This is a genomic window from Candidatus Nitrosocosmicus agrestis (assembly GCF_008389435.1).
Lineage (GTDB): Archaea > Thermoproteota > Nitrososphaeria > Nitrososphaerales > Nitrososphaeraceae > Nitrosocosmicus > Nitrosocosmicus agrestis.
In genome coordinates, this window is record NZ_VUYS01000006.1 from 13,316 (window position 1) to 31,288 (window position 17,973).

General features: G+C 34.1%; 21 protein-coding genes and 1 tRNA gene. 12 read left to right on the forward strand and 10 right to left on the reverse strand.

Translation table 11 applies throughout. From position 1 onward, the window contains the following. Positions 1-14 precede the first annotated feature (14 nt). The gene (locus F1Z66_RS04935) at positions 15-368 is read right to left on the reverse strand and encodes a hypothetical protein (RefSeq protein WP_159357633.1); all 354 of its coding nucleotides are present in this window, start codon (positions 366-368) and stop codon (positions 15-17) included. 60 nt (positions 369-428) lie between these two features. On the opposite strand from F1Z66_RS04935, the gene F1Z66_RS04940 reads away from it, so the two are divergent. From F1Z66_RS04940 to F1Z66_RS04955, 4 genes are all read left to right on the forward strand, one after another. Next, complete coding sequence (locus F1Z66_RS04940) at positions 429-1,169, forward strand: phosphoglycolate phosphatase (RefSeq protein WP_230207456.1); 741 nt, start codon at positions 429-431, stop codon at positions 1,167-1,169. A gap of 12 nt (positions 1,170-1,181) precedes the next feature. Continuing rightward, a complete protein-coding gene (gene argS, locus F1Z66_RS04945; RefSeq protein WP_149862506.1) occupies positions 1,182-3,170 on the forward strand; it encodes an arginine--tRNA ligase domain-containing protein in 1,989 nt (662 codons plus the stop codon). Positions 3,171-3,226: 56 nt separating this feature from the next. Beyond that, positions 3,227-3,853 (forward strand): EMC3/TMCO1 family protein, encoded by a 627-nt coding sequence (locus F1Z66_RS04950; protein ID WP_149862507.1) that lies wholly within the window; start codon positions 3,227-3,229, stop codon positions 3,851-3,853. A gap of 95 nt (positions 3,854-3,948) precedes the next feature. Then, positions 3,949-5,055: a tetratricopeptide repeat protein gene (locus tag F1Z66_RS04955; protein WP_149862508.1), complete on the forward strand. Its 1,107-nt coding sequence runs from the start codon at positions 3,949-3,951 to the stop codon at positions 5,053-5,055. Positions 5,056-5,060: 5 nt separating this feature from the next. Here F1Z66_RS04955 and purN read toward each other — a convergent pair whose 3' ends face one another. The 3 genes from purN to F1Z66_RS04970 all read right to left on the reverse strand — a co-directional run bounded on the left by purN (position 5,061) and on the right by F1Z66_RS04970 (position 6,855). Beyond that, positions 5,061-5,672, reverse strand: coding sequence for a phosphoribosylglycinamide formyltransferase (gene purN, locus F1Z66_RS04960; protein WP_149862509.1), 612 nt, complete (start codon positions 5,670-5,672; stop codon positions 5,061-5,063). Positions 5,673-5,798: 126 nt separating this feature from the next. Next, entirely contained in the window at positions 5,799-6,584 is a 786-nt protein-coding gene (locus F1Z66_RS04965) for a sulfite exporter TauE/SafE family protein (protein ID WP_149862510.1), read from the reverse strand. A gap of 49 nt (positions 6,585-6,633) precedes the next feature. Then, positions 6,634-6,855 (reverse strand): hypothetical protein, encoded by a 222-nt coding sequence (locus tag F1Z66_RS04970; protein WP_159357634.1) that lies wholly within the window; start codon positions 6,853-6,855, stop codon positions 6,634-6,636. A gap of 123 nt (positions 6,856-6,978) precedes the next feature. On the opposite strand from F1Z66_RS04970, the gene F1Z66_RS04975 reads away from it, so the two are divergent. Continuing rightward, positions 6,979-7,275, forward strand: a complete 297-nt coding sequence (locus F1Z66_RS04975) for a UPF0147 family protein (protein ID WP_201448643.1) — start codon at positions 6,979-6,981, stop codon at positions 7,273-7,275. A gap of 204 nt (positions 7,276-7,479) precedes the next feature. On the opposite strand, the gene F1Z66_RS04980 is transcribed toward F1Z66_RS04975, so the two are convergent. The 3 genes from F1Z66_RS04980 to F1Z66_RS04990 form a co-directional block, all read right to left on the reverse strand. After that, the gene (locus F1Z66_RS04980) at positions 7,480-9,597 is read right to left on the reverse strand and encodes a beta-CASP ribonuclease aCPSF1 (protein ID WP_230207457.1); all 2,118 of its coding nucleotides are present in this window, start codon (positions 9,595-9,597) and stop codon (positions 7,480-7,482) included. Positions 9,598-9,699: 102 nt separating this feature from the next. Next, the gene (locus F1Z66_RS04985; RefSeq protein ID WP_149862512.1) at positions 9,700-10,008 is read right to left on the reverse strand and encodes a signal recognition particle subunit SRP19/SEC65 family protein; all 309 of its coding nucleotides are present in this window, start codon (positions 10,006-10,008) and stop codon (positions 9,700-9,702) included. 77 nt (positions 10,009-10,085) lie between these two features. Beyond that, positions 10,086-10,358, reverse strand: coding sequence for a phosphoribosylformylglycinamidine synthase subunit PurS (locus tag F1Z66_RS04990; protein WP_149862513.1), 273 nt, complete (start codon positions 10,356-10,358; stop codon positions 10,086-10,088). A 77-nt stretch (positions 10,359-10,435) separates the two neighbouring features. On the opposite strand from F1Z66_RS04990, the gene F1Z66_RS04995 reads away from it, so the two are divergent. From F1Z66_RS04995 to F1Z66_RS05010, 4 genes are all read left to right on the forward strand, one after another. Further along, positions 10,436-10,509: transfer RNA gene (locus tag F1Z66_RS04995), tRNA-Thr, on the forward strand. Positions 10,510-10,606: 97 nt separating this feature from the next. After that, positions 10,607-10,897, forward strand: coding sequence for an H/ACA ribonucleoprotein complex subunit GAR1 (locus tag F1Z66_RS05000; RefSeq protein ID WP_149862514.1), 291 nt, complete (start codon positions 10,607-10,609; stop codon positions 10,895-10,897). 113 nt (positions 10,898-11,010) lie between these two features. Beyond that, positions 11,011-11,961, forward strand: coding sequence for a transcription initiation factor IIB (locus tag F1Z66_RS05005; RefSeq protein WP_230207458.1), 951 nt, complete (start codon positions 11,011-11,013; stop codon positions 11,959-11,961). Between the two features lie 32 nt (positions 11,962-11,993). Further along, complete coding sequence (locus F1Z66_RS05010) at positions 11,994-12,305, forward strand: MarR family transcriptional regulator (RefSeq protein ID WP_149862515.1); 312 nt, start codon at positions 11,994-11,996, stop codon at positions 12,303-12,305. A gap of 4 nt (positions 12,306-12,309) precedes the next feature. Here the strand turns inward: F1Z66_RS05010 and F1Z66_RS05015 are convergent, their stop codons facing one another. Further along, positions 12,310-12,708, reverse strand: coding sequence for a cyclophilin-like family protein (locus F1Z66_RS05015; protein ID WP_159357635.1), 399 nt, complete (start codon positions 12,706-12,708; stop codon positions 12,310-12,312). A 75-nt stretch (positions 12,709-12,783) separates the two neighbouring features. Here F1Z66_RS05015 and F1Z66_RS16015 point away from each other — a divergent pair, with 75 nt between their 5' ends. Further along, positions 12,784-13,227 (forward strand): DNA-directed RNA polymerase subunit K, encoded by a 444-nt coding sequence (locus F1Z66_RS16015; protein WP_201448644.1) that lies wholly within the window; start codon positions 12,784-12,786, stop codon positions 13,225-13,227. A 42-nt stretch (positions 13,228-13,269) separates the two neighbouring features. Here F1Z66_RS16015 and F1Z66_RS05025 read toward each other — a convergent pair whose 3' ends face one another. Then, positions 13,270-14,667, reverse strand: coding sequence for a glycerate kinase type-2 family protein (locus tag F1Z66_RS05025; RefSeq protein WP_149862517.1), 1,398 nt, complete (start codon positions 14,665-14,667; stop codon positions 13,270-13,272). A gap of 82 nt (positions 14,668-14,749) precedes the next feature. Here F1Z66_RS05025 and F1Z66_RS05030 point away from each other — a divergent pair, with 82 nt between their 5' ends. After that, a complete protein-coding gene (locus tag F1Z66_RS05030; RefSeq protein ID WP_149862518.1) occupies positions 14,750-15,172 on the forward strand; it encodes a DUF2203 domain-containing protein in 423 nt (140 codons plus the stop codon). 13 nt (positions 15,173-15,185) lie between these two features. Next, on the forward strand, positions 15,186-16,655 hold the full coding sequence (locus F1Z66_RS05035; protein WP_195907485.1) for an anthranilate synthase component I family protein: 1,470 nt from the start codon (positions 15,186-15,188) through the stop codon (positions 16,653-16,655). Here the strand turns inward: F1Z66_RS05035 and thrC are convergent. Then, the gene (thrC, locus tag F1Z66_RS05040) at positions 16,633-17,973 is read right to left on the reverse strand and encodes a threonine synthase (RefSeq protein ID WP_149862520.1); all 1,341 of its coding nucleotides are present in this window, start codon (positions 17,971-17,973) and stop codon (positions 16,633-16,635) included. The two genes, F1Z66_RS05035 and thrC, sit on opposite strands and share 23 nt — an antisense overlap.

Here is a 17,973-nt window from a genome sequence, read left to right on the forward strand (position 1 = left end):
TCGACCTAGCTCTATTATTTCTTTTTAGATTTTGCTTCTGCAGCAGCTGCCTGTTTTGCTTTTAATTTTGCTGCTTTTTCTTCATCTATGATTTTTTTTCTATCCTCTTTAGACATTATTCTTAAGAACCTATACCTTGGTAGTTGCTTTTTAGCGTCTTCCAAATCATTATAATAATACATCAATGCAAAAACATCTGGATTACCATACTCACTAGTTAAGGAGATAGGTAAAAGATTCTTACTGCTTATACCAAGCTTTGTTGCAAGTAGGTTTGCAGCTTCATCTTTCTTAACCGAACCAACTGCATTTTTAATAATGGATTTTATCTCTCTTCGCTTAAGTAAAACATTGTTATTATCTTCCAACAGCACTACTTCTAAACTCAATCTATTCTATATCATATCAGAAATTAGTAAATATATTTATTGCGATACCTAGATTTTTATGCTACTTCTGTAATAATTTCAGTTCATTTGAACAAAATAAGGTGGCTTGCAATCGATATAGACGGAACTATAACAGTAAATGGCAACGGTATGGTAAACTTGGAGGCACTTTCTAAATTGCGTTTTTTGGTAAAATTGGGTTATAAAGTTATCTATGTAACTGGGCGATCGTCCTTAGAAGCATTCTCATTGGCAGTTTTTGGTGGAACGACACAGATAGCTATTGGCGAAAATGGTGGTGTTATTTCCACCTCACCCATAAAACATGAAATCTTGGCAAGTAGAGAAAAATGTAAGAAAGGTCTACAAATACTTGAAAACCACTTGGAAAATGTATCTGAGAAACCCGTGTTTCCCAGAATGAGTGAAATTGTATTAGAAAGGTCATTTGATATCAAAGATGCAAACCAACTATTTAGAGAAAAGGCACCTGAATTAACAATTGTAGATAGTCAATATGCTTTTCACATAAATGAATCTAATATTAATAAAGGTACCGGCCTTGAACATCTTATGAAATCATTTAATATTAAATCTGACGGGATAGTTACAATTGGCGATAGTATAACAGATGTCCCAATGTTTAAAAAAACAGAATACAGCATTACATTTGAAAATTCTGAGTCGGATGTCCAAAACAACGCAACTTTTGTTGTCAAAGGTTCAAATGGTGAAGGATTGGTTAATGCAATCAATCTAATAGTGTGCAATAAAGTTTAATGGTAATTTCAGTTGATTATCGAAAATATTATCCAAGAAATTAATATTATATTAAAAGATGTGCTAAGTTACTACGATCAAGAAGTTATAGCAACACCTTATGACATATCAGAACCTCCCGTAAGAGAATTCGGTGATTATTCAACCAATATTGCATTCGTGCTTTCAAAATTATTAAAGAAGTCACCTATGCAAATAGCTAATGAAATTACCCAAGAGATACTCCCCTCGACTCAGAGTTGGGGAACTAAAAAATATTTACAGAGTTCGTCAACTCAGCCACCTGGCTTCATCAACTTCTTTTTGAAAAAAGATATCATAATGAAGGAATTTATGAAAAAAGTTAATGCGATCGAAGAAATCATAAAATATGAATCAAATGATGAACCTGATACTATAATAATAGAACATACTAGTGTAAATCCTAATAAAGCGCTTCATGTAGGACATGTCAGAAACGCCATCATTGGAGATTGTTTGTTCAGAATATTTAAAAAAGTGGGAAAAAATGTTAAAGTATTAAATTACGTCGATGATTCTGGCCTTCAAGTTGCCGATATCATAGTAGGTTTAAAATATGCAGGCATCCCGATGCCAGACTCGAATCAAAGTGGCTCATCTGATCTCACAAAATTCGATCAATATTGCGGCAACGAAGTATATGTTAAAATCAATGAAATGTATAGCAGTAAACCTGATCTTCTGGAAAGAAGAAAAGATATTCTTAAAGATCTTGAAGACCCTGAATCCGAGGTTTCAAAATATACACATGATATTGTTATGAAAGTTTTAGCAGGACAATTACAAACTAGTTGGAACCTAAAATGTAGATATGACTTGATAAATTTTGAGTCTCAAATAGTACAATCAAATCTTTGGAGATCTACCTTTGAAACACTCAAGGAAAAAGGTATCATTTTTTATGAAGAAAGCGGTGCAAACAAAGGTTGTTGGGTCTATAAATCTAGTTCGATTGGAGACAAAGTTTTGGTGAGAAGCGATTCTACAATCACTTACTTTGCGAAAGATATTCCATATGCAATATGGAAGCTTGGTTACTTGAACAACCCCTTTGATTTTAGATTTTATTCGTCTCAGTGGGATACCACAAACCTTTATGCAACCGTCTTGAAAGACAAAAAAACACGTCAAGGTTTTAATATTTCAAACCAATCTGATTCGCAGTTAATCGACTTTAATAGAATTAAGAAAGTGATAACAATAATTGATTCACGACAAGAGAGACTTCAAGCGCTCTTAAGTGAAATATTAATGAGAATAGGAATCCCAATTGACAAGTATGAATATCTGGGTTATGAACCGGTAATTTTGAGCAAAGGGTCATTAGACATGCTAGGGATCCAACAAGAAAAACCTAATTCTGCTCATATGTCAGGAAGGAAAGGCATTTTCATCGAAGCCGATCGTGCTTTGTCAATACTTGAGCAAGAATCTCTGGATGAGACCGTGAAAAGAAATCCTGAAATTACACAAGCAGAAGCCAAACACATAGCTTCCGCAATAGCAGTCTCAGCAATAAGATATTTTTTCATAAAATTTGATTTAGGAAAGATGATAACGTTTGATATCAACGATTCTCTCAGTTTAGATGGAGATACGGCACCATATATTCAGTATGCTTACGCACGCGGGAAAAAGGTTGAAGAAAAAGTCAGCAAGTCAAATATTGCAAGTCAAGATATGGAACCAGATATTGAATACAGGTTTGAATTTACAAGTATTGAAATCGAACTCATTTGGCATATTTGTAAGTACACGATTATTTTAGGTCAAGCTACTGATAAGTCAAACCCCAAATTAATAGCAAAATATCTATTTCAACTGGCAACGCTTTTTAACAATTTCTACGATAAATCACCTATTCTTAGCGAAAAGAATCAAAATGTCGCAAGGAGTAGGGTGATCCTTTTGCGAGCTGCCTTGTTAGTAATGAAAGAGTGTATGTATTTGATTGGAATTTCTGCGATACCTAAGATGTAAGGATATCAAAATAAGTAAAAAGGTTAATAAATCAATAAAATTTATTTTTGAATAGTTTGATAGATTTTTTTATTTCGCCTGAAAAAGTCATAATACAGCTTCCAGGATTAGCCCCTCATTACACTCAACATCCCATTTTTCCAGATATGTTTTCTTCTGCTGTTGTGGCAGCCATTATTGCAATTGGATTAAATCTAGCAATGGCCCTTTTACGTAGAAAAACTACGAATATAGAAAAAATGAAAACGGTCATGAAAGAGACGGGAGAATGGAGAAAAAAGTACACTGAGGCAATTAAGAAGAAGGACAAACAGTTGATAGATGAGTTAAAGAAGAAGCAATCTCAAATGCAGAAAATGAGTATGGAAATGCAACAACAACAGATGAGACCCATGATGTTATATATGGTCCCGTCTTTCATGTTGTGGATTTTTGTTTTTCCAGCAATATTCGGTCAAACTGTAGCGCTATCACCAATTGCGATTCCATATTTGACGTGCTCAGATGATAATGTAAAAAATGATACTCCAGTTCAAACGACTAATAGTACTAACACCGAAGTTAAACATGGTCCTTGTAAAGTGCCAGGCCAAGTGTTTCTTTGGGGTTGGTTCCTCTTGGTTAATTTTGCATTTAGCGGGATTGTTGCAAAGGTGACTAAAACCAGTATCCCCACTTTTTGAATTTTTTTATCACTATCAAAACGTTCGACACTCTAGTTGGAATCAAGCTAACAAAATAAAAATATATTTATTCGTTTGTGGTAATATTATTTATAATGGAAAAGTTGTTTGGGAGGAAACTGTTATCTGATAGAAAGGATTCCAATTCTTCCATTTCTTCTGGCGGATACAAAATAACCGAAGACGATATCAAAAAAGTCAATTTATATAATAAAGGGGTGAATAAAATGTCTGAAGAAAAATTTGAAGATGCTGTCCGATGTTTTGACCTTTCATTGAGAATAGACCCATACTTTGTTGACTCTTTAATAAAAAAAGGGTATGCTCATTTCCATTTGAACCAATTTAATATCGCGATATCTGTATTCGATCAAGTTTTAGAAATTGACATTAATAATCCAGAGGTTTGGAACCTAAAGGGATTAGTATTTTACAAATCAAAAAATTATGAAAAGGCCATTGAATGTTGCGAAAAGGCCATTGATATTAATCCAAATGATTCCATGGGATGGTACAACTATGCATGTTATCTAACATTGGATGGACGAACTTCTCAAGGAATGGAAGCCCTCAAAAAATCAATCGAATTAGATATATCAAATGCCAAAAAGGCTGTCAAGGACAGGGATTTTCTTGGTGCACGCATGGAGGAAGATTATAAAAGAATTATTGAAGTTGTAATTTTGGAATCAATAAGGCAAGGAAATGATCATTTAGGAAAGATTTTGTGGGTGACTGGACTTGATAGAGATGAAATCCAAGACGCTACTTCGAGATTGGCAAATAAGGGGCTTCTTATTAAGAATGTGAAAAAATCTTTTACAGGAAAAGACGAGCAATACGAGTTAACACAAGAATTAATATCAAAAATAGGCATGGAAAAAAGGAGTAGTTCAAAACCTTTAGAGAGTAAAAAAGAAGTATTATTCTCTAGCCAGCAATTAAAAGATATAAGTAATATACTATATGAGTCTTCAGAATCATCAGAAAGAGGCGACTTAAACCTGTTGTTGCAAAATATTGACAAGCTTCTAAACCCCATACTTCACGGTACATTAATTTTAGACAACTACTTTGAAGAGCATCGTGAGTTGAGACTATTTTATAGCAGGCTAAAAGAAAAAGGTCAAGAATATCTGAATTCGAATAAGGATGAGATATCCAGATTCATGTTAGAAATGGAGAAAAAAATAAAGGGATAATAATTTCAGTTTTCTATAACTTTATTATTCTTGACTTTTATTCTATTGGATGATATCAATTCTATCGCAGTGACATAAGCCTCATGCTCCAAAACTAGGATCCTATCAGACAAGGTTTGGTCAGTGTCATAGGAAAGTACGGGAACACATTTTTGTAATATTATTGGCCCAGTGTCAACACCTGTATCGACAAAATGTACAGTACAGCCGGAAATTTTAACCCCTGCATCTAAGGCTTGCCTTTGGGCATTTAGGCCCTTAAAGGAAGGAAGCAGCGAAGGATGAATATTAACAATTTTATGTCGAAATTTGTTTATAATAGTAGGGCCGATAATACGCATAAAACCAGCTAAGCAAATTAAAGTATCATTTACTCCAAAGTCATATCTATTTAAAACCGATAATAGCTCATTCTCAAAATCTTCTTTGGCCTTGGTCGTCACGGCAACAGTTTGCACTCCAAATTCATCACGAGCAATTTTTAGACCTGGTGCGTCGGATTTGTTAGAGATAACAATGACTTTTTTTATACCCTTTAATTTGTTTGATCGAATGGCTTCCAGTATTGCTTTCATGTTACTCCCTCTTCCTGAAATAAGTATAGCCAAATTCAGCAAGTTAATAAGTTAGCATGAAAGGTAGTATTTATTCGAATATTATACATGGATCAAAAAAACCGCTCGTAATATCAATGCCCAATTTTAAATGCAGTTCGAATTTTGATGTATTTAATTTTGAATATGTTAAGTTCTGAATCCAAAAAATCCGTCATAAAATACCTTTACCGACACTACTAACAAAACCAGGCTAAATAATATAAGAATCTTTGACGAATCTACTCTAAGGGCCAAAAGGCTTCCCGCAGTGCCACCTATTAAAGATCCTATCGACAAGACAATGCCCATTTGATAATCAGGCCATCCCTGTAAAGCAAAAAGTATTACACCCGATAGAGAAGTAAATATTAATACAAACTGAGAGGTAGCCGTTGAAGCTTTCATGCTGAATCGCATTAATATTACCAAGCAAGGAACATAAATAATTCCGCCTCCAACTCCAAAGCTACTGGATATTATACCAGCAAAAAAAGACAAAATAACAAATATTGTGAATTTAAGTTTATTGTCAAAAACCCTGGTAATAGATTCATCGCCCTTCCTAGAGTTTATCAAATTTTTTCTCAGAATTAAATAGATGGCCGTAGTTGCCAAGATTATTCCAAAGTAATATCTAAACTGCTCAATTGACATAAAATTGGATAATTGTACCCCGATAACGGTGCCAGGAATTGACGAACAGGCTAATGCCAAGCCGGTTTTATAATTAACAAGTCGTTTTCTAACATACTGTGCTGAAGATGAGACGCTAGTGCTCATTACAGCAAGTAGGCTGGTAGAAGATATCTGAGAAGGGATGTAATCAAGGTAACTTAAGAATGGCCCGTTTATAATTCCCCCTCCGACTCCCACCATGGAGCCAACTAATCCTGCGAATAATGAAACTATAAAGGCAAGGATAAATTCAATCAATAGTTATACTTCATCAACCTTCAACCATCATCGTATAATAATTTAGGGTCTAAAATTCTTTTGATGATTTGTTTGCCCAATACAAAACAGCAATAGTACTTAATCCTGATCCTATAATTCCTGCAAGTAAGGCTTCCAAAAAATACTTGGAAAAAAGGTTAGGAATAATAGTACTAAAAAAATTCGTGATAAATGGAAGTATTGAATAGACCAAAATGCCTCCAACAAAACCTAATATCCAAAACATTATGATCAAAACTAGCCTATTCATCGATAAATCCCATTGAAAGTTATTATCCGTATAATAGGATTTACTATTAAATTTTTCAGGTAGATTGGAAGATTTTATAAATAAAGCTATTAATATGAATAGAGTAAAAATTATAATGTGTGATTGAAACTGACAGCGACAAAAAAAGAATTAAAACAAAAAGAGAATTTGGAAAGACTAAATAGTGCAATAACGACACTAGATTCGTTAATTAAGAATGTAAATATTCAAAGGAACATTAGAAACATGATTCGCGAGGTTTTAGCAATTCTTAAAGATGAAAAAGGAGGTAGCATATCAGTTAGAGCTGCAAATGCCATTAGTATGCTGGATGGAGTAACCCAGAATCCACAAATGCAATCACATATAAGGACCAGCCTTTGGCAAGTAGTTTCTGCATTAGAGAGTATACGCGAATAGAAACTTTTTTTTCACTATCAAGTAGCAGGTTTACCGGGCTTAGGAGGCGGAGGTAATTTTTCCAGTTTATGATTGGGATTAGCTAAATAATGGCGTGATGCACCTTCTCCACTTAAGACAATATTACAATTTATACATCTGTATCTTATGGCCAACTCTGTTCAACAATTACAACACCATACATATGGAAAAACCTATCGAATCCTATTTTAATTTCAAAATTTCTTTATTGTCAGGTACACTCGATCGGATTCGCATTCTAGAGTAAACCATACTTGCCACATTCTCTGATTTAGACTTCTCACCATGATTAACGAGAACTCTTTTGGGTCTAACTTTAGCAATAAAATTCATTATTTGGTTAAAATCACTGTGGCCGCTAAAACCATCAATTTTCTGCTTTTCACACTTAACGGGAATTACTTTCACTTTTCCGTTCTTGTCAATCATGCTGGCTTCAGAAATTGATCCATCTAATACTCGCCTGCCCAATGTCCCATTAATTTGGTAGGATACAAAAATGATTTTATTAGCAGGATTCGGAGAAATATGTTTGAAATATTCTACCGATGGACCTCCTTCGAGCATTCCCGAGGTAGCCATAATGATTGAAGGAGAATCATCCTCAAAAACCTCCTCTCGCTTTCCAATCCCATTTATCATGGTAAAATATGATGAGGTAAAGGGATTAACACCTTCAGAGACGGATTTTCTTACATCAAATCCAAGGTAATGAGCAAAAGACATGTGGATTGCACTTGCCTCAGAAATCATACCTTCTATAAAGATTGGAGATTCAATTAATCGTCCTTCCCTCATCTCTCTATCTATAACAAGCATTATTTCCTGAGCCCTACCGACTGCAGGGACAGGAATCAATACCTTTCCGCCCATTTTCAGAGTTCGATTAATACTCTCCGTAAATGAACTATAAACTTGAGATTGGTCAGGCATGATATCATTGCTCGCACCATAAGTACTTTCGGTAATGATGGTTTCAACTCGAGGATATGTTGCTAGTGCACCATCCAGCAATTGTGTCCTCGCATATTTGTAATCACCAGTATACAGAATATTATGAGCTCCTGAGATGTTTATATGAACAGTTGCGCTTCCCATAATATGACCAGCATTATTCAAGGTTATTGTAATGTCTGGAGATATATCAGTTGGCTTTCCATAAGGGATAGGGATACAATGTTTTATGACTTCATTTACATCTCGTGTTTCATACGGAATATAAGATCCGTTGCTTTGAGCGATTTTAATGGAATCCATTTGCAACAAAGTCATTAACGGTAGAGTTGGCTCTGTACAATAAATTGGACCTTTATATCCGAATTTGTAGATACTTGGAAGAAAGCCTTGGTGATCAATATGAGCATGGCTAATTACGATTGCATCCAATTCATCAAGGCTAAAATCAAACCAATCTAATCGAGGATATGCGTTGAAATTTAAACTTTCACCAGGGTTAATTCCACAATCAAGCATGATCTTACTTTCAGGAGTAACAACGATAAAGCATGACCGACCTACTTGTTTGACTCCACCCAGACAGTATAGTAGGACTTCTTTGATATTGTTATAAACAAACCTATGATGATCTACCTGGTTAGTAGCAGGAACGTTAAATAATTCCCCATTAGACACAGGCAAACTGTTATTACCATTTATGTTGTTTTGTCTTACAAGTGAATTAGACAAAAGAGGTGGTCGGAAGATTCTACGACCTAGATCTTGATAAAAAATTGTACGTTCCTTAGAAGAACTCTTCAGGACAGAATGGATATTCTTGATACTATTTGAGGGGATATGCGGAGAGCGTCTAGTGTGAGCAATCCATCCTGTATCAACAGCTATTTTCAAAAAGAGTTCGCTGTTTATTCCTTCAGGATTATTAACTTCTAATATAACTTCACCTGTAGCTTCATCGCAGAAAATCACAGATATAGTAATCTCTTTTGGTAGTATCTTACTTATAGCTACCCTCGTAGCATCTTCAGAAAGTCTTATGGATGGGTCGGTTCTGATTATAAATCTCTTTTTTACGGACTTTGACAAAGCTGACAAATGCAATGTTAATTCTGTTAACGCAAATGCAGGATTTTTTGTGTATAAGGCAATATTTGCTGATTCAAAGACAACAGTGGTAATTTTGGCTTCTTTGGGAATAGAATCTAAAATCCGACCTTCCAATATTTTCTCGTTATTTATGCCGTCCTTATCAACAAATTTGTTGGCATCTTCCCTAATCCGAGACTCCCTATCATTTATTTTGGGATTTCTTTCATTTTTTTCTAATTTCTTTTCGGGTATCAATTTGCATTAAATTCCCTGTTTCTAAATTGCATCAAAAAGTCGAACAGACTTAACTGGTCGTTCTCATTATTTATGTTTTTAAACAGGATTCTCGTGAGGATGTTATTTTCTGGATTTGGACCTATTTGTCGAAATTTTTTCAGCGATTATTTTCAAAAATTGATTCTTATTTGTCTCTGACTTTTCAATCATTACATATCCAGACTTTATATGAGCGCGTTTAGGGAAACGGGCGCCGTCATTTATATTCCCTTCTTCAACTTTTATTCCCAAATCTTTAACTGCACTTACCAATTCAGAAACAAGGGGATCATAAGATGCAATAGATTTGGAAACTTTTCTTCCTCGAGTCCTAGACAAATTCTTGTTAAAATAATCAGCCCAAATTATAATATTATCATAATCTTTCATTTTCTATGAACAGCATCTATATATCTACCAAAGGCATCATTAAATTTTTCTTTTATTTATTATAATTTAAGGATCATTCATTCATTTTTAACAGATATGATGCATTGACTAACAATAGGATTATAGATCCTCAAATCATTACACATATTTCTTACTTTTTCAACAGCATTAGATTCATTCTCAGCCATTACCTGTATCGTAAACGACTTAGCCGATCTGACCGACACAAAATCAGTATAGTTTTCTTTAAGGATCAGATCGTTTAACACGGTCTCACCTTCTGGGTCCTTTAGAAAATCTTTGTTACTAACTGTAACGTAAACTGTAAAAATTTTTTTCTTTTCGCTCATTACACACAATCAGACTACAATTTACCTAATATATATACAAAAGCTTTTAAGGCTGACTAAGTTTGATATTAAAAAATGGTCATGTAGCTCAGCCTGGCAGAGCGAAGGTTTTGTAAACCTTAGGTCGCGGGTTCAAATCCCGTCATGACCTTTTTGTACAAATTAATGCAAATAAATTTAATTCATCCATTTGATAGCTTTATTTGACAGAATAGTATGTAAGTAATAAAGATAATTTGTTTTTGACTATGGAACTACTGGGAGAAATACTTCATTTTTCAAAAAGTGGACGTATAATCATAAAAATTGACAAAAATAATATTAATCACAAACCCGGCTCACAGGTCTACAATGAAGGTGAAAAGAAAATTGGCAAAATTGCAGAACTTATAGGACCCGTAAATTCCCCTTATGCATCAATACTCCCCTTTATTCAGTCGAAAAATAAAATGGCCGGATCAAAGGTATATACCGCAGCATATTTGAAGAATTCTAAAACATCAAGGTCAAAGAGATCAATAAGAAGAAACAAAAAATAGGTGAATTAGAAATTTCCAATAATTTAGAGATATCAAATGTGTGTCCGGAGTGTGATTCCCAGTTAATTCAGGATATATTAAAAGGAGAGTCCATTTGCGGAACATGTGGTTATGTGGTTGAAGAGAATGCAGAATACCTGGGACAAGAAATATTTACGAACGAGTTAAACTCTAAGAATAAAACTCTTCGGGCCAGTGGAATAAATAGCATATCTTATCATGATTTTGGACTTCATACTGAGATAGATAACCAATCTAAGGATTACACCGGGAAACATTTTAACGAAAATACTAGAAAATACATGATTAACCTCAGAAAATGGAACAGCATTATAAGAATTTCGAGTACTAAGGAAAGAAGATTATCAAATGTATTGTCAAAAATTAACGAAGTTAGCTCTGCTATGTCTTTTCCGAAAGTTGTTTGCGAGACTGCCGCCATGATTTATAGATATTATGAAAGCAAATGCGATACAAAAGGCAAATCGGCTTTTTGTATGGCAATTGCCTCGGTATACTATGCTTGCAAGGTTTGCAAGGTCCTAAGATCCCTGAATGAAATAGTAAATTACAATAACACAGTTGAACAAACTAATGAGAATATAAAATTATCGTCAAAGTATTATAGATCAATGGTCTTAGTTTGTGGTAATAACGAGAACTTAGGAAATGAAAAACAGAACAAAATTACTAACTTTATGTGTAGTGAAAATACTCATAACACAACAAAGTCAAATTATTCATTTTCAAGTCTACAATCTATTAGCATAAACCAATATATTTCCAAAATAGCTAATACTGCGAAATTTGATGTAAAAATTGAAAGGCTTGCACTGGAAATAGCCAAAAAAACTGAAAATCACTTATTATCAGATGGAAAGTCCCCTAATGGGATTGCAGCTGCATATATTTATCTAGCGTCGGTCCTACTAGGCATAAATCTACTCCAAATGGACATTTCAAAATTAGCAGGTGTTACTGAAGTAACTATTAGAAACCGCTGCAAGGATATTTTGACATGTTTTAGAGTTACGTTAAGGATTAAACCATCCTTAAAGATATAAATTATCTACAATCCAAATTATGATGAAGATTAATGGGCGGTAACAAGAAGAAGCCAACTCAGTCAGGAGCATCTAAATCACAAGATGCTAAAGGCAATAAGAAAGATGAAGTTAAAAAGGCCCCTAAAGTTCAACAAAAACAAAAATTATCAGTAATAATAGAAGACTCGCAAGGCATGAAGGCTTTAAATTCAATGAAAGCAATCACGGTGCATTCTTTGGCTCGCAATTTAGGAGTAAAGATTTCTGTGGCAAATAACTATCTAAAGAATTTGGAAAACAAAAATATTATTAAAAACGTTGGAGGGTATAGCGGGCACAAGATTTATGAAAAAATTAAGTAAACTATCAAAATATTTCCGACTTTCTTAGAGTCATTTGATCCCCCATCTTTATTGAAGATAAGATATCCAGATTACTTGAAATCATATGTCCAACTAAATTAAACTTTTGTGCGGTAATAGAATCTCTTAAGAAGATGCAAAAAATACTACTTTGTGGAGAGAATGCAATATCACCCTTTTTAAATTGACCAATCGATTTTTCTGAACCCATTTTGATATCAGTCTGAAAATAAATAAATGAATCACCAAACTTGTGCAAGATGCCTGAAATAGGCATAGAATTAATTATTTTACGTATGGTCAATGGTGATAAATGTCTTACTAGTTGTGCTGGAAGAATGTCAACTCCATTTATAACCAACTCGATTGAAATTCTCGATACACTTGAATTTGAACCAGACAACAACATTAATTAAAAGTTTATAAATATGAACTTTCAGTAACATTTAATTATATTAGTTATTCCTTTTGGATATTAGTGGCTATTAAGAGAACAAAAAAGTCTACTTCCAAAAAAAGCGATCGGTTGGATGAAGGAGAAAATGATGAAAATGGAATCAATAGCCTGGAAGAAAATTCTACAGAAGTACTGTCGACCAAAAAGAAAGAGGTCACAATAACTAGAGAATACAAAACTTATGAAGCTGACATAGATTTTAAGTTAAAAGAAATACCATCGAAAGAGGGCGAAATCCTTATTGGACCTACTCGTTTGACCAGATTTGAAAAAGCTAGAATTACTGGTGCCAGGTCTTTGCAGCTTTCCTTGGGAGCACCAATCCTTACAAAAATCCCTTCTGAATTGACTGATACAATTATGATAGCTAAATATGAACTGGAAAAAAAGACACTACCTATTTCGATTCGAAGGATATTACCAAACGGACTATACGAAGATATTCCTATTGAATGGACAATATAAAAAAAATGATCCTGACTAATTTCACTTTTTTACTAACATGTGCTAGCTCAATTTTACAATTAAATAAATGTCATTAAAGTTTGAACCTGTATAGCCGGTATGTATAATTGAATTCAAATTTTTGAGCAAGACATTGGAATTATTTGCAGTCAAAAAAGAATGAATGTCAAGTGATTTTTTATTAACATAGGAGATGGAGTTTGGTGATATTATTCCACCTGCAGAATCTGAATTTCCATCTATTCCATCGGTACCGATGCATATTATTGCATAATCGTCTGATTTGAAATCACCCATTGATTGCAAAATTCTACATATTGCTTCTTGGTTTCTTCCTCCTTTACCCATGTTTGATTTATCAATGAAATTAGTAACTTCTCCACCCATTACTATAGCAGTTTTGTTAGGAAGTGAATAAAACAATTTTCGAAAATAAATAGAAAAATCTTCTACACTTCCTTCACAACCTGATCCTTTATAAACTACATTGTATCCTCTTGACGTAAGATGCTCGGCTATAAACTCACAAAATTTTGCATTATTTCCAATTACACAATTAGTTACATCAAAGGTTTCAAATTCAGATTGTTTTACCGTTTCTAATAACTTGTTATTAATAGCCTGATTAAGATAACGCAATACTTTTTGAACGTTAGAATTTTCTAATTTGTCTAAGCCATACTTTTTCATTACACTAAGAGCATCGTTGAAGGTTGACTTGTCGTAGAAGGTCATTCCTGAACCAATTGTATCCAAATAATCGCCCACAACATCAGAAAGTATCAAGGTCAAAACCCTCTTTTTTGGTTTTAAGAATCGGAGGATATTTCCTCCTTTTATTTGGGATAAGTGTTTTCGCACAACATTAATTTCTCTAATATCAGCGCCAGAGGAAACAAGTAATTTATTGATTTCCTTCTTATCAGAAAGGGTTAATCCCGGAACTGGTGAAACAATAAGAGAAGAGGTACCTCCAGAAATCAAAAAAATTACTAAATCATACCTTTCCAAGTCCCTCAAAAATCTAATTGCCAATTTCGATGCCTCTTCGCTATTTTGATTAGGAATTGGATGGGAGGATTGGATAATCGTAGTATTGTATTGTTTTGTTGCACCAATGGGCAATGAATAACCTTCTGGAAAAATTAACAAAGACCTCTCTATTTGGCTACCCAATTTCTGATATAATCCATGCAACATCCTTTCACTAGCTTTTCCAACGCTTATAACCAAAACAGAATTTTGTTTTAACGTGGGAAATGTGGTAACATTTCCGTCGATATCAAGTATACTTAGTTCAGTATTCATGGAAATTGAACTCATGACCAAATTGTTGGGACTACAGCTCCTGAATGCGAATTCCAAGGCATCCAAAGAATCAGAGACACTTTGAAAGTTGTGATATTCTAGTATATTTTTACGATTCTTTATATAATTCATTTTAGCTTATCTCATCTACATGTATTAAGGATTTCCAGTCAGAATCATATAAAAATAAATATTTATTTCGCTCAGCTATCATATGTTTAATTTGTTTACCCCCTTTGGTGCTAACAAGGTTCTGCCCGAGATTAGAACTAAATTTTCCAATATTTTGAACCAACGTATTGAAATTATGGAACTTGAAACAGAATTGAATTATTTAACCGGTAATAACAATAAGCACGAGACGTTTTTCAAACTGAAAAAACAAATCAATAGATCAATTACATCTCTTTATAAACAAATCGAAGAACTGGAGGAATTAGGCGTCATGATAAAAAGTTTTGATGAAGGACTAATTGACTTCCCTGCAGTTAGATATGATGAAGAGGTATGGTTATGTTGGAAACTAGGTGAAGATGAGGTTCGATTTTGGCATCGTAAAGATGAAGGATTTACATGTCGAAAGCCGTTATCTATAAAAGGGACATTTGAAGTAGATAATCTAGAAGATTTGCGCTAGAATGAGATCAAATTTGACTAATGAATTATCAGAATTATTCAAGCTTGAAGAAGATCCAAAATTTGAGGTTCTGGATAACGTTTCAACCCCATTTGATATTTTTAGAAAATTGGAACAAAGATTTGCAAGTCTATTTATTTTTGAATCATTAGATGGACCACGGGAATTTGTTGAATCTTCAATAATAGGATTTGATCCAAAATATACTATTAAATGCACAACTAATGCTTTGATTGTTTATCAAAATAAGAGGGAAATCCTCAGGATTAAGTCCGAAGATCCTTTTTCAACTATAAAAAGTTTTTTTCCAAGGATTACTAACAAGAATAGTAATAGTAATAATAATAATAGGTATATTGGTGGTCTAGTTGGATACTTTTGTTATGAAGCGATAAAATTTTGGGAAAAGATTCCTATGAAAACTAGCCGAACTTTCCCTCTAATTGAGGTTGGGTGGTACGAAGATGGGATAGTATATGATCACAAAAATAAAAAACTAGAATATTTTTTTTATAATGATTCGAGGTTAGATGTTCTAAGGCAAATATGTAAAAACAATGTCCCGAAATTACATAGTGTTGCAAAAACCAATTTTAGAACAAGAAGGAGCATGACCAAAGCTACGTATGAATCCAAAGTAGATTCAATTAAAAGAAATTTAAGAAATGGGGACATTTTTCAAGCTGTTCTCTCAAAGAAGATCAAATTTACTTTTGATGAAAATCCGTTCCTCATATATGAAGCATTGAGACGTATAAATCCCTCTCCATACATGTTCTTCTTTAGGAATGAATGTCGGGCTATTTTAGGAGCTAGCCCAGAAATGTTATTAAGAATCACCAACAATATTGTTGAAACCTATCCTATTGCAGGGTCAAGACCAGTGTCGAATAACTATGAAACTACTGAAAAGGCTAGGCAAGAGTTAATTACAGACCCTAAGGAAATAGCTGAACACACTATGCTTGTAGATTTGGCTAGGAATGACTTGGGTAAGGTTTGCAAGTTCGGAAGTGTTACAACTACTGAATTAATGACTGTTAAAAAATTTAGTCACATTCAACACATGGTTTCCCATGTGATTGGAAAACTCGATATCAACTTTGACATGTTTGATGCATTTAAAGCAGTTTTTCCTGCAGGTACGATTTCTGGGGCTCCAAAGATCCGGGCTATGGAGATAATCAGCCACCAGGAACAAGCTAGCAGAGGCCCCTATGCAGGAGCGATAGGGTATTTTTCATTTAATGGTGGTTGCGATTTTGCCATAACCATAAGGTCAATTTTTTTTAACAAAAACAAGTGTTATACCCAATCCGGAGCTGGTATAGTAATTGATTCTATCCCTAGTAAAGAGTATAAGGAAACCGAGGCTAAATCTATGGCTATATTGACTTCTCTAAATTTGATAATAGAGAATATTAAAAAAAGTCAGAAGTTAAGTCCAGAATTCAATAATTTTATAAATCTCGAGGGGGTTTAGCGAACATGTTTGATTTTTCTAAATGATACTTTATTGCTATCGATGGATCTTTTTGACGACCTGTCAACACCCCAACCACAATATGGTCTTTTTTAATTACCTCTTCTTTGCGTAATTTTAGTATCCCAGCCGGAACTGAACCAGATGCCATTTCACAATCGAATCCGTTTAATCCTACAACAGACATTCCGTCCATCATGTCCTTATCTTCAACAGCTTCAACCAATCCATTTGTAAAATCAATAGTCCTTAATGCCTTAACTATGTTGGCTGGTTTACCAATCTGAATTGCAGTAGCCAAAGTCTTTGGAGAATAATTATTAGAATCTTGATGGTCATAAAATCGTTTAATCAAATCAAGATCTACTTTACCATCATTCCATCTAAGTTTAATATTATCAAAGTGACCGTTATAGAGTCTATAAAATGTATCCGCACCTACTGCATTAACCACTACTACTCTAGGTACTTTTTTTATCCAACCCCATTTATATAGTTCAATAAGGGCTTTGCCGCAGCTTGACACATTACCAAGTGCACCTCCAGGATATACAATCCAATCAGGAGGATTCCAATTTAATTGCTCCATTATCCTAAATACAATAGTTTTTTGGCCTTCAATTCTAAAGGGATTTAATGAGTTTACAGTATATCCACCTTCCCTCGATGAATTTTCTAGTGACAATGCTAAAGCGTCATCAAAATTTCCATCTACTTCAATGACCTGTGCTCCAAATTGAAAGGCTTGTCCAAGCTTACCGGGAGCAATTTCTCCTCTAGGAATGTAAACATCACAGTCTAAACCCTCATTAGAAGCGTACATTGCTGCCGATGCGGAAGTGTTTCCTGTAGATGCGCACACAATCTTTTTTACAGATAACAACTTTGCGTGTGTAACAGCAGCAGACATGCCATTGTCCTTAAAAGAACCACTAGGATTATACCCCTCAGGCTGAAGAAGCATATTTTCAGATGGCATGTCTACATAATTTGCTACTTTGCTCATTTGATATGGTCTTGAGGATCGTCCTTCAGATCCATCTAGGGAAACTAAATATTTTGAGCATTCATTAATATCCTCAGTGTCAATTCCAACAAAATTAAGTAACTCTCTATACCTCCACACTCCACTTTCATTAAATATATTGCCAGCATAGTTCCGCCTCTGATAGAATACATCAATCAAATTCTTATCAGGAATATCCGGATAAATTACATCAAGTAGAAAACTACATTTACAACGGTATATATCGTTGTCTATTGAATATTCCATTCCACACGAGGGATTTATACATCGCTTTACAGTATTTAACTTCAT